Origin of the sequence: Neorhizobium sp. IRS_2294 (assembly GCF_050500145.1) — a bacterium.
In the GTDB taxonomy this organism is placed as follows: Bacteria; Pseudomonadota; Alphaproteobacteria; order Rhizobiales; family Rhizobiaceae; genus Neorhizobium; species Neorhizobium soli.
Window position 1 is genome coordinate 2,432,783 of sequence record NZ_CP191439.1, and the last position, 12,166, is coordinate 2,444,948.

9 protein-coding genes and 1 pseudogene are annotated in these 12,166 nt (G+C 61.9%); 7 read left to right on the plus strand and 3 right to left on the minus strand.

The genetic code is table 11. From position 1 onward, the window contains the following. Positions 1-148 precede the first annotated feature (148 nt). Entirely contained in the window at positions 149-1,438 is a 1,290-nt protein-coding gene (locus tag ACQY1K_RS11700) for a hypothetical protein (RefSeq protein WP_430257428.1), read from the plus strand. A 42-nt stretch (positions 1,439-1,480) separates the two neighbouring features. Here the strand turns inward: ACQY1K_RS11700 and glpK are convergent. Further along, a pseudogene (glpK, locus tag ACQY1K_RS11705) lies at positions 1,481-2,973 on the minus strand (glycerol kinase GlpK). A 248-nt stretch (positions 2,974-3,221) separates the two neighbouring features. Between glpK and ACQY1K_RS11710 the strand changes: the two are divergent. From ACQY1K_RS11710 to xdhC, 5 genes are all read left to right on the plus strand, one after another. Then, positions 3,222-4,172 carry a GGDEF domain-containing protein gene (locus ACQY1K_RS11710; RefSeq protein ID WP_082472015.1) on the plus strand — a complete coding sequence of 317 codons (951 nt, stop codon included), beginning with the start codon at positions 3,222-3,224 and terminating at the stop codon, positions 4,170-4,172. Between the two features lie 156 nt (positions 4,173-4,328). Further along, a complete protein-coding gene (locus ACQY1K_RS11715) occupies positions 4,329-5,105 on the plus strand; it encodes a 3-hydroxybutyrate dehydrogenase (RefSeq protein WP_430257429.1) in 777 nt (258 codons plus the stop codon). A 682-nt stretch (positions 5,106-5,787) separates the two neighbouring features. After that, complete coding sequence (gene xdhA, locus ACQY1K_RS11720; protein ID WP_430257430.1) at positions 5,788-7,260, plus strand: xanthine dehydrogenase small subunit; 1,473 nt, start codon at positions 5,788-5,790, stop codon at positions 7,258-7,260. Next, on the plus strand, positions 7,260-9,599 hold the full coding sequence (gene xdhB, locus ACQY1K_RS11725; protein WP_430258992.1) for a xanthine dehydrogenase molybdopterin binding subunit: 2,340 nt from the start codon (positions 7,260-7,262) through the stop codon (positions 9,597-9,599). Before xdhA ends, xdhB begins: the two co-directional genes overlap by 1 nt. A 32-nt stretch (positions 9,600-9,631) precedes the next feature. Beyond that, the gene (xdhC, locus tag ACQY1K_RS11730; RefSeq protein WP_430257431.1) at positions 9,632-10,489 is read left to right on the plus strand and encodes a xanthine dehydrogenase accessory protein XdhC; all 858 of its coding nucleotides are present in this window, start codon (positions 9,632-9,634) and stop codon (positions 10,487-10,489) included. Positions 10,490-10,497: 8 nt separating this feature from the next. Here the strand turns inward: xdhC and ACQY1K_RS11735 are convergent, their stop codons facing one another. Continuing rightward, positions 10,498-10,722: a hypothetical protein gene (locus tag ACQY1K_RS11735; RefSeq protein ID WP_192077395.1), complete on the minus strand. Its 225-nt coding sequence runs from the start codon at positions 10,720-10,722 to the stop codon at positions 10,498-10,500. 116 nt (positions 10,723-10,838) lie between these two features. Here ACQY1K_RS11735 and ACQY1K_RS11740 point away from each other — a divergent pair, with 116 nt between their 5' ends. Beyond that, the gene (locus ACQY1K_RS11740; protein ID WP_430257432.1) at positions 10,839-11,729 is read left to right on the plus strand and encodes a LysR substrate-binding domain-containing protein; all 891 of its coding nucleotides are present in this window, start codon (positions 10,839-10,841) and stop codon (positions 11,727-11,729) included. 6 nt (positions 11,730-11,735) lie between these two features. On the opposite strand, the gene ACQY1K_RS11745 is transcribed toward ACQY1K_RS11740, so the two are convergent. After that, the gene (locus tag ACQY1K_RS11745) at positions 11,736-12,110 is read right to left on the minus strand and encodes a hypothetical protein (RefSeq protein WP_197978069.1); all 375 of its coding nucleotides are present in this window, start codon (positions 12,108-12,110) and stop codon (positions 11,736-11,738) included. Between the last annotated feature and the right edge of the window lie 56 nt (positions 12,111-12,166).

The following is a 12,166-nucleotide window of genomic DNA, read 5'->3' on the forward strand; positions in this document are numbered from 1 at the left end:
TAAATAAGCAAACCGTCCGAAAGATACTGCTTAAACTGCGGGCAGACGACAGCGTGAGAAATAAATCCTGACCGATTGTCGATGAATACATCGATCTGCTAAGAACAGTTCCACAAACCGGGGGCGGTTGACGGGATTGGGGCAGCCATTGCAGACCTACAGAAAAAACAACGACGTCGATAGGCCGGCAAGCATATTCTTGTTTGCCGCAACGCTCCTGAATACGGCCCTTGCTTTCTCCAACAGCCTTCTGTTTCCCGTCAATTCGACTATCGCGTCCGTCGCTCAATTAGCGATTACTGCAGCAGCGATTGCTGTTGCTGTTCTGCGGCGGCCACAGCTTCCGTTGAGCTTCTGGATCGCCTGCGCCTGCCTTGGTGTTTTTGCACTCTTGGCGTCGATCTGGAACGAGCTCAATTCGAAACATTACTACGACCTGATGGTCATCCCGATCTTCATAATCTTCGGAAGTGTCATCAGGCAATTTCCGTTCAAGGCCTTAAAGCTGATCATCGCTGCGGTCGGTGTCATCTGCTTTCTGGATGCGTTCCTGGTCGGCCTCTATACCACGCTGTTCAATCCCCTCTCGTTCTTCCGCAACACCCGCGTCTGGGTCTCCGACCAGCTCGCCAGCGGCTCGGACGAGATGGGGCTTTATCTCGGCGCCAACCGCGGCGGCGGAAGTTTCTTCGGCTTCCTGACCGATCACCGGATCGGTGGACCGTTTCTGGAACCTCTGTCGCTCGGATATTTCGCAGTCGTCGCCTGCATGTTCTTCGCCGTCTGGTTCCGGCACTACCCCTGGCAACGCGCGGGCGCATTTGCCGCCTGCCTGGTCCTGGCACTGCTGGCCGACTCGCGTGTGCCGTCCGCCATGATCATCCTCTTTTTCGGTCTGTCATGTCTCCAGTCGCATATCAGAATGGCATGGTCGGCTTGGGGTCCGGCCATCGTGCTGGTCGCGGCATTTTTCTTCTACATGATGAGTGATGGCCGGCTTGCCGAGTCCGAAACCCCTCGACGCATCGCCATCACATTCGATGTCGTCACCAGTACCAACATCTTCGAGTTGTTCTCGGGCGCCTTGAACGTGAGCCGGTTCGGCGACAGCGGCATCCTCTATCTCGTCTACGCTGCCACACTGCCAGGCATGTTGCTCTGCCTCTACCTCTTTTCAGGCGTCCTGAGTTCGACCCGCCTGACGCCGCCGATCCTGCCACTGATGGCATCGATCTACATCACCACGACGGCGCTGTTCGGCGGCGCGTTTCTCTCGATCAAGACGTCCGCACTTTTGGGAATCATGCTCGGAGCAGCATCGGTCGGCGCAGTTCGTTCCAAGTTGAAAGCACGATCGATGCGGAAACAGCCGGCTCCATTCAGTCAACCCGGCTACAAGCCCGACCTGGGAGCGGTCGGTCAACAAGCGACAAATTGACTGGTGCTAGATAAGCAAGAGGGCTGAGGCCAAAATTCCCCCTCACCCCTTCGTCAACGTCCGCCTTACCGCGTCCTTCCAGCCCTTGATCTTGGCAACCCGTGTCTTCGGGTCCATCTCCGGCTCAAACCGGCGTTCTCGCGCCCAGCTTTTGGCAAAAGCCTTGCGGTCTGGCCAGACGCCGGCCTTGGAGCCGGCGAGCCAGGCGGCGCCAAGGGCGGTGGTTTCGAGGATCTTGGGGCGATCGACCGGCGCGTCAAGGAGGTCGGAGAGGCGCTGCATCGTCCAGTCGGAAGCAACCATGCCGCCATCGACCCTCAGCACCGTGTCGCCGCTGCGGTTCTTCCAGTCGCGGCACATGGCATCCAAGAGGTCGCGGGTCTGGTAGCAGACGGCTTCGAGTGCCGCGCGGGCAATTTCCGCCGGTCCCGTCGCTCGTGTGAGGCCGAACATGGCGCCGCGCGCCTCCGCATCCCAGTGCGGCGCGCCCATGCCGGTAAAGGCGGGCACCAGATAGACGTCCTGCTGCGGATCCGCCTTTGCGGCAAGATCTCCCGATTTCGACGCCTTGTCGATGACGCCGATTCCGTCGCGCAGCCATTGCACGGCAGCGCCCGCGATAAAGATCGAGCCTTCCAGCGCATAGGTCGTCTCGCCGTCCAGCCGGTAGGCGATGGTGGTGAGCAGCCGGTTTTTCGAAGGCACCATGTCGCGTCCCGTGTTGAGAACGGCAAAACAACCGGTGCCATAGGTGGATTTCATCATGCCCGGTTCGAAACAGGCCTGGCCGATCGTTGCCGCCTGCTGATCGCCCGCAACGCCGAGGATCGGGATCTCGGCGCCGAACAGGGATTTTTCCGTCACGCCGAAATCGTCGGCGCAGTCCTTCACCTCGGGCAGCATGGCGGCCGGGATCTTGAGGATATCAAGCAGCGACTGGTCCCAGGCATTGTCGGCGATATTGTAGATCAACGTGCGCGAGGCATTGGTGGCGTCGGTGACGAAGCTTTTTCCCCCGTCAGCCGCCAGATCAGAAACGTATCGATCGTGCCGAAGCAGAGTTCGCCCTTTGCGGCGCGCGCCCTCGCCCCCTTCACATTGGACAGCAGCCAGGAAAGCTTGGTGCCGGAAAAATACGGGTCGAGCAGCAGGCCGGTGCGCTTCGAGAAGGTCTTTTCGAGACCCTCGCGTTTGAGCTTTTCGCAATAGGATGCGGTGCGGCGATCCTGCCAGACGATGGCGTTGTGGATCGGCTTGCCGGTCTGGCGGTCCCACACGACGACGGTCTCGCGCTGGTTGGTGATGCCGATTGCGGCGATCTGCGATGCCTCAAGGCCTGCGGCCTCCAGCGCCTGCTTGACCGTCACGAGCACGCTCTCCCAGATCGCCTCCGGATCGTGCTCCACCCAGCCCGATTTCGGAAAGATCTGCGGAAACTCGGTCTGGCCGACACCGGCGATCTGCATTGTTTCGTCAAACACGATTGACCGTGTCGACGTGGTTCCCTGATCGATCGCCAGGATGTAACCCGCCATGCTGCCCTCCCTCACCATTTGCGCGTTGATCACGGTTTGAGCAGATGCCGCCGTCGCCGTCAAACCGCAACTCCCCGCCATGGAGGCTGGAATCGAGCGGGTGCCGCACCGTTATCCACAGGATCAGCGGCGAAACTGCTAAATTTCGCATTTGCCTTTTTGAGCGAGCGCCCTCTTTTGGACGCACCCATAGCTTTATGCGGTCTTTGGACCCCGCAGTGGGACTTGTATCTTCAAAAGGAGCCGGGATGAATCCGACCCCCCCGATGGCGCTGCAGCCTTTCAGGAAATCACTGACGGCCAAGATCTTCATGATCTGCTTTTTGTCCATCCACGTGCCCTTGATTGCCGTGATCGCCTATCTCGCGATCGGTTTCGAAACCCAGCCGCTCACGCTTCTTCTGTTGCTGCTCGGCGCCACGCTGATCGGCACCGTGGCCTGCCTTTCGGGCCTTTGGCTGCTGCTGCGGCCGCTCCGCAGCCTGACGCGCGCGGTCAAAACCTATCGCGACGAAGGCCAGCCGGTGCGGATGTTTTCCAAAGCCGATGATGAGATCGGCGTGCTCGCGACGGCTGTGACCTCGATGGTCGCCGAAGTCGAAACGCTGATGCAGAAGCTGCGCCACCAGGCGATGACCGACCCTTTGACCGGGCTTGGCAACCGCCGCTGGCTGAGCGAACGCGTTGCGCAGGAACTGGCACGCGCCGAGCGCCAGGCGGAACCGATCTCGGTCATCCTGTTCGACCTCGACAAGTTCAAGACCATCAACGACAGTCACGGACACGATGTCGGCGACCAGGTTCTGGTGGCAGCCGGCGAAATCGCCACAAATTATGTCCGCCCCTACGATCTCGCGGCGCGGATCGGCGGCGAGGAATTCTGCATCGTCTTGCCGAAGACGACCGAGACGGAGGCCGCTGATATCGCCGAGCGGTTGCGCGCAGCACTCGCAAAGACCACCGTCACGCCGCTCGCTCAAGGACGTCTCACCGCAAGCTTCGGAGTCTACCAGGGGGAGGCCGGCGAGAGCTTCGCACAGATGCTGCGGGTGGCCGATACGCTGCTCTACGACGCCAAGCAAGGCGGGCGCAACCGCGTGCGTCAGGCCGCCAGAAACACGGCCGGCAACCCGGCGCGATCCCCGTCTCATGCGCAGGCGACCCATGCCGCAACCGGTGCGGGCAAGCCGGCAAACTGAAGCTTGCTGCAAGGGCAAGGCTGGCGCCTGGCCCTTGCTCGCTCCCCTTCTTTCGGCACTCCTTGGCAATTGCCAGGGCGCAAGGTTTGAGCGTACCTTTCCGGTCGAGGCACCGCTCAAGCGCGGGCGCTTTGGCCTAGGGAGGGTTTTATAAAAATGGCAAGAACCGTCGTCGTCACCGGCTCAACGTCCGGCATCGGTCTCGGCATCGCAAAGGGTTTTGCAGCCGCGGGCGATACGGTCGTGATCAACGGCTTTGGAGAAAAGGACGCAATCGAGGCCGCCTGCCGGATGCTCGACGAGGCGGGTGCCGCAACCGTCCTCTACCACCCGGCCGACATGACCAGGCCCGGCGAGATCGAGGATCTGATCCGGAGCACGGCGAAGACATTCGGAACGGTCGACGTTCTCGTCAACAATGCCGGCATCCAGCATGTGGCAAAGATCGAAGATTTTCCGCCGGAAAAATGGGACCAGCTGATCGCCATCCTCCTGTCGTCGGCTTTCCACACGATGCGCCACACGATCCCGCTGATGAAGGCGCAAGGCAAGGGCCGCATCATCAACGTCGCCTCCGCCCACGGCCTCGTCGCCTCGCCGTTCAAATCCGCCTATGTGGCCGCCAAGCACGGCATCATGGGCCTCACCAAAAGCGTGGCGCTCGAGGTCGCGCAATCGGGCATCACCGTCAACGCCATCTGCCCTGGCTTCGTGCTGACGCCGCTGGTCGAAAAACAGATCCCCGCCCAGGCCCGCGAAAAGGGCATCAGCGAAGCGCAGGTGCGAGACGAAGTGCTGCTGCGGCTGCAGGCCACCAAGGAATTCGTCGCGGTCGAGGACGTGGCCGCCGCGGCGCTGTACCTCGCGAGCGATGCGGCACGAAGCATCACGGGGACGCATCTCTCGATCGATGGCGGCTGGACGGCGCAGTGAGGGTTGGGCGTGAAAGACGATGGGGAAGGTCTCGCCCGTAGCGCATTCCTGGCACCCCCGTTTCCCTCATCCCTGTGCTTGTCACAGGGATCCAGTCACGCGAAGTCTTTCGCGTGAAAGACTCTTCCGCGTCGCGGACGCGACGCTGCTGGATTCCGGTGACAAGCACAGGAATGAGGAGAGGTTGGGTGGTTGCCGCGGCGGAGACGTCCGGGTGGATGCCGCGCCGGAGACGTTGGGTGGTCGCCGCGACGGAGACGTTGGGCGGGGGTCGCGGCCGAGACGTTGGGCGATCGCTGCGACGAAGACGTCGGACAACTGCTTCGCCGGAAACGCCCACTTCCGCGTCCCCGCCAAAAATATCTCCATCGACGGCGACCGCACTGCGCAGTAGACTTGCGCGAAGCAAGCGATGTGGGTGACGGCGCCCACCCCCGCTACCCCCATTTCTGTGCTTGTCACAGGAATCCAGTCACGCGAAAGACTTCGCGTGGAAAGACCCTTCCGCGTCGTGGACGCGACGCTGCTGGATTCCTGTGACGAGCACAGGAATGAGGGAGGTTGGGGCGGATGCTACGGCGGCGACGTCGAGGCGTCGCGGCAGAGACTTTGAGCGGTTGCCCCGGCATCCGCCGCAATCGAATTGACAGCAGAAGCCGGTGACGGCGGACGAAGGAGACAGATGAGTTCAGCGATCCGCTTCATACTCAACACGGAAGAGTTGAGCCTTGGAGATTTCGGCCCCACGGAAACGCTTCTCGATTATCTGCGCCTCAGAAGGCGGCTGACGGGGACGAAGGAAGGTTGTGCCGAGGGCGATTGTGGTGCCTGCACGGTGCTGGTGGGGAGGCTGAGTGAACGCGGCCTGATCTATGAAAGCGTCAATGCCTGTATCCGCCTGCTCGGATCGCTGCACGGAACCCATATCGTCACGGTCGAACATCTGGCCGCAAAGGATGGCATTCTGCATCCGGTGCAGCAGGCGATGGTCGACTGTCATGGCTCGCAATGCGGCTTCTGCACGCCGGGCTTCGTGATGTCGCTTTATGGGCTCTGGCTTTCCAACGAACAGCCGTCGCGCCAGGACATCGAAAGCGCCTTGCAGGGCAATCTCTGTCGCTGCACCGGCTACGAGCCGATCGTCAAGGCGGCGGAACAGGTGGCGGAAAGCCGGCCGAGCGCGCTGTTTGATCCGCTGGAACGCGACCGCACCGAAATCATGGGCAAGCTTTTCTCCATGCAGTCGGCGACCGACACCATCGTCGTCGAAAAGGACGGCGCCCGTTCCATCGTTCCGGCCTCGGTCGAGGCCTTTGCCCAAGTCTTTTCCGAAAACCCTGATGCAACGGTCGTGGCCGGTGCGACCGATGTCGGACTGTGGGTGACGAAGCAGCTGCGGCTGCTCGACCCTGTCATCTTCATCAACCATCTCAGCGAGTTGAAAGCGATCACCATCGAGGATGGAGGCGTCTCCATCGGTGCCGGCGTCAGTTATGCGGATGCGCAAGGCGTGATGGATGCGGTGGTTCCCGCCTTTGGCCGGTTGATCGACCGGATCGGCGGCAGCCAGGTGCGCAACATGGGCACGATCGGCGGCAATATCGCCAACGGATCGCCGATCGGCGACACCCCGCCGCCCCTGATCGCGCTGGGTGCCGAACTGACGCTGCGGTCCCATTCCGGTCGCCGCACGATGCCGCTCGAGAATTACTTCATCGCCTATGGCAAGCAGGACCGGCAGCCCGGCGAGTTCGTGGAAAAGATCGTCGTGCCGCGCCCGGCAGAAGACAGCCATTTCGCCGTCTACAAGATTTCCAAGCGCCGCGACGAGGACATTTCGGCGCTCTGCGGCGCGTTCTACCTGATGCTCGACGCCGAAGGGCTGGTCGAAGAGATCCGCATCGCCTTCGGCGGCATGGCGGCGATCCCGAAACGGGCAACCCATGTGGAAGATATGCTGAAGGGACAGCCCTGGAGCTGGGGCGTGGTCTCTGCCGTGCGCGACGCGTTCGATGCGGATTTCCAGCCGCTGACGGACTGGCGGGCGACCGCTGAATACCGCAGCCTGACCGCCAAGAACCTGCTGACGCGGTTCTTTCTGGAGACCGCGGGAGCACCGAGCGAGCTGCACCGGTTCGAGCTGGAGGAAGCATGATGGACAATACAAGCTTTCCGATGAAGCCGGTGATCGACGGCCCGATGCATGTGTCGCTAAAGCATGATTCGGCGCACAAGCATGTGACCGGACAGGCCGAGTATATCGACGATATTCCAGAACCCGCGGGCACGCTGCATGGCGGGCTGGGCCTCGCCGATCGCGCCCATGCGCAGATCGTGTCGATTGACCTCGAAGCAGTCAAAGCAGCACCCGGCGTCGTCTGGGTGATGACGGCAGACGATATTCCGGGCGCCAACGACGTCGGCTCGACCGGCCGTCATGACGAGCCGCTGCTGGCGACCGATCTCGTGCAGTTCCACGGCCAGCCGATCTTTGCGGTGTTTGCGGAAACGCGCGACCAGGCCAGGCGTGCAGCACTTCTGGCAAAGATCGAGTATAGCGACCTTCCCCACTGGAGCGACATCGCAGGGGCCCGCGACAATGGCGCGCCATTCGTGACCGAACCGATGACGCTGAAGCGCGGCGAGCCGGAGGCCGAGATCGGCAAGCCGCCGCTTCGGGTTCAGGCCTCGATGGAAATCGGCGGCCAGGAGCATTTCTACCTCGAAAGCCACATTGCCTTTGCCATTCCGGGCGAGGATGACGACGTGATCGTCTGGTCCTCGACCCAGCATCCGAGCGAGGTGCAGCATATGGTGGCGCATGTGCTGGGCGTGCCGAACCACGCGATCGAAGTCCGCACCAGACGCATGGGCGGCGGTTTCGGCGGCAAGGAGACCCAGGGCAACCAGTTCGCAGCCCTTGCGGCCGTCGCGGCAAAGAAGCTCAACCGGGCGGTCAAATTCCGGCCGGACCGCGACGAAGACATGTCGATGACCGGAAAGCGCCATGATTTCCGGGTCGATTACGATATCGCCTTCGACGAGGACGGCCGCATCCACGCGGTCGATGCGACCTACGCGGCGCGTTGCGGCTTTTCCGCCGATCTCTCCGGTCCCGTCACCGACCGGGCGCTGTTTCATGCGGATTCGAGCTATTTCTACCCGCATGTGCACCTGACCTCGCAACCGCTAAAGACCCACACGGTGTCCAACACCGCCTTTCGCGGGTTCGGCGGGCCGCAGGGCATGCTCGGCGCCGAGCGGATGATCGAGGAAATCGCCTATGCGGTCGGCAAAGACCCGCTCGAGGTGCGCAAGCTCAATTTCTACGGACAGCCCGGCTCCGGCCGCACCACGACCCCCTATCATCAGGAGGTCGAGGACTGCGTCATCGCCCGCATCGTCGACGAACTGGAACAGTCGAGCGACTATCAGGCGCGGCGGCAGGCGATCCTCGAGTTCAACGAGCAAAGCCCAGTCATTCGCAAGGGCATCGCGCTGACGCCGGTCAAGTTCGGCATCTCGTTCACGCTGACGGCCTACAACCAGGCGGGCGCGCTCGTGCATGTCTATAACGACGGTTCGATCCACCTGAACCACGGCGGCACCGAGATGGGCCAGGGTCTCTATACCAAGGTGGCGCAGGTGGTGGCCGATGCTTTCCAGGTCGATATTGACCGGGTGAAGATCACCGCGACGACCACTGGCAAGGTGCCGAACACATCCGCGACCGCCGCCTCTTCCGGCTCCGATCTCAACGGCATGGCCGCCTACGATGCCTGCCGCCAGATCAAGGAGCGGCTGGTGGATTTCGCCTGCCGGCAGTGGAAGGTGGAAAAGTCGGAAGTGGAATTCCTGCCCAACCGCATCCGCATCGGCGGCGACACCGTGCCCTTCGATACATTCGTGAAGGCCGCCTATTACGACCGTGTGCAGCTTTCCGCCGCAGGTTTCTACAAGACACCGAAGATCCATTGGGACCGGGCGGCCGGAAAGGGCCATCCGTTCTACTATTTCGCCTATGGCGCCTGCGTGTCGGAAGTCTCGATCGACACGCTGACCGGCGAATACATGATGGATCGCACCGACATTCTCCATGATGTCGGCAAATCGCTCAATCCGGCGATCGATATCGGCCAGATCGAAGGCGCCTTCGTGCAGGGCATGGGGTGGCTGACTACCGAAGAACTGTGGTGGGACGCCAAGGGGCGCCTCAGAACGCACGCGCCCTCCACCTACAAGATCCCGCTCGCCTCCGACCGGCCGAAGATTTTCAACGTGCAGCTGGCGGAATGGTCTGAAAATGCTGAACCGACCGTCGGCCGCTCGAAAGCCGTGGGCGAACCGCCCTTCATGCTGGCGATCTCGGTTCTCGAAGCGATCTCGATGGCGGTGGCAAGCGTTGCCGATTACGCCGCCTGCCCGAGGCTCGATGCGCCCGCAACGCCGGAAAGGGTGCTGATGGCGGTCGAGCGGATGAAGGCTTTGGGGTAAAGCGCGATGCTGCAGCCGCATGAGCCCCAACCATGACCCTGCCGCTTGCCGCGTTTCTCGCCGCCAACCCCGCATCGGTCCTCGTCGAGATCACTGAGGCGAAGGGCTCGACGCCGCGTGAGCGAGGTGCGTTCATGCTGGTCAGCAGCACTGCGATCTGGGGCACGATCGGCGGCGGCCAGTTCGAATATATGGCGATCGACAACGCCCGCTCTATCCTCGCAGGCTCGGGCGCTGCGGTGATGGATATTCCGCTCGGGCCCGAGATCGGCCAGTGCTGCGGCGGGCGCACGAAACTCGTGTTTACCGTCGTGACGCCTGAAGTCGCTACGGATCTGCAAACCCGTATGCGCCGCGAAGAGGACACGCGCCCCGAAATCTACCTGTTCGGCTGCGGCCATGTGGGTCTGGCGCTGGCACGCGCTCTCGCGCCCCTGCCCTTTGCCGTGACCGTCATCGAGACACGCGCCGAGGCGCTGGAGGGACTGCCACCAGAAGTTTCCGAACGGCTGGCCGCCATGCCGGAAGCGCATGTGGCGGAGATTGCGCCGGGTGGCGCGGCTGTCATCCTCACCCACGACCATGCGCTGGATTTCCTGATCGCCGAACGGGCGCTCTCGCGGGGAGACCTCGCCTATGTCGGCATGATCGGCTCGGCCACAAAGCGCGCGACATTTGCAAACTGGCTGCAGCGGCAGACGGAGAACCGCGAAACGAGTGCAGCGATGATATCTAGGCTGACGCTGCCGGTCGGCAGTGTGTCGGCTGATGACAGCGTCAAGGACAAGCGCCCGGCGGTGATCGCAGCGCTGGTCGCCGCCGAACTGTTGCACCGCGTCCCCGCCGGGCACCCGGTCGAAGAGGGTATGCCCGCACGTTCTTCGGTCTGACACGCGCCTCACGGAAAGCGCTGGTAGCGATCCACCTCGGCCCACGCCTCGGAACGGAAGCGACGCTTGACGGTGCTGGGCGAGATCCTCTCGTCGAGCAGACCGAAGGCCCGCAGTTCGTCCTCGCTGACATTCTCCACGTCGCACCGCCGGCGGGCGCCTGCGATCATCGATGTCAAAAAACCCACGCTTGATTTCAGGCGCAGAAATGCAGCGCGCAAACCACTGAACATGGCCGCTTCTCCCTTGTTGAGTCATCACTGATTTGATGTTTGTGCTTGGAAGATGCGCGCAAAAATGCTCCGTTTCCAATGGAACATCCGTCTGTATGGATGAAGAGGGCTTATCCATGAAATTGTCGACGAACTTTCCGCTGAACGCCCTTCGCGTCTTCGAAGCGGCAGCGCGGCACCTGAGTTTCACCAGGGCCGGCGAAGAGCTGGGCATGACGCAGACGGCGGTGAGCTATCAGATCAAGCTTCTTGAGGAGACTTTGGGCGACCAGCTGTTCCTCCGCCGGCCGCGACAGGTGACATTGACGGCGGCAGGCGAGCGGCTGGCACCAAAAATATCGGAAGCGTTCGGCATCATGGACGAGGCTGTGGCGGCCTTGAGCGCTGTATCCAACGAGATGCTGACGATTCATTCCACCGCCACGTTCGCCTACCAATGGCTGTCGCGTCATATCGGCGCCTTTCAGCTGACGCATCCGAAGATCGCGGTGCGGCTGGAGACGTCGTCAAACCTCATCGATTTTGTCCGCGAACAGGCTGATGTGGCCATTCGCTGGGGCAAGGGCGACTGGCAGGGTGTTGTCGCTCACCGTATCATGCGATTGGATTTCACCCCGATGCTCAGCCCGAAGCTCGCCGAACAAGCGGGCGCCTTGGCCGAGCCCGCTGGTCTTCTCAACTTGCCGATCATCAGCGCCGGCGACAAATGGTGGAGCCAGTGGTTTTCCGCGGCCGGCGTGGAAAATCCGGGACTGGAGCGGTTCCCGCGCAACGAATTTGGCACACAGACCATGGATGCTCAAATCGCCATGGCAGGCCAAGGGGTCGCTATTCTCAACCCCCGGCATTTCCTCGACGACATCGCCGCTGGGCGTCTTTTCCAGCCGTTCGAACTCACCTGCAACGACGGTCGTGACTATTGGCTCGCCTATCCGGAAAGCAGGTACAACATCAAAAAGGTTAGGGCATTCCGGACTTGGATCACCGAACTTTTGCCGGAATGCTGAGCTCCCTCAAAAGCCCATGTCGGGCGCGTAGAAACAGCGCAGCGTGTCTTCCGTCGGATAAAGACAGATGTGATATTCGGAATCGGTGCTGCGACGGGCCTCGCTCTGCGGCAGCTGGAAATCATGGGTGCGGGTGACCAGACGGTGGTCACCGGGCTTCAGGATGATTTCGTAACCGCCGCTTGTGATCCTGACATTCCTGGTCGGGATCCTCTGGCAGTCGCCGGTATGATTGTTGCCGTTGCAGCAGTAGGACTCGTATTTGAAGCCGCTCACGGCCTCGTGCGCCCGCCCCTGTGGAATGGGAATGCCGCACGTGGATACACCGGATACAAACGCAATCACCGCGCCCGTTGGAAGGCACCGCCTGCTCGGCGTCATGTCGCTATGCATAAGCCTGTTCTCCGTTGATGAATGTCATCTCCGGCGACGCGCTC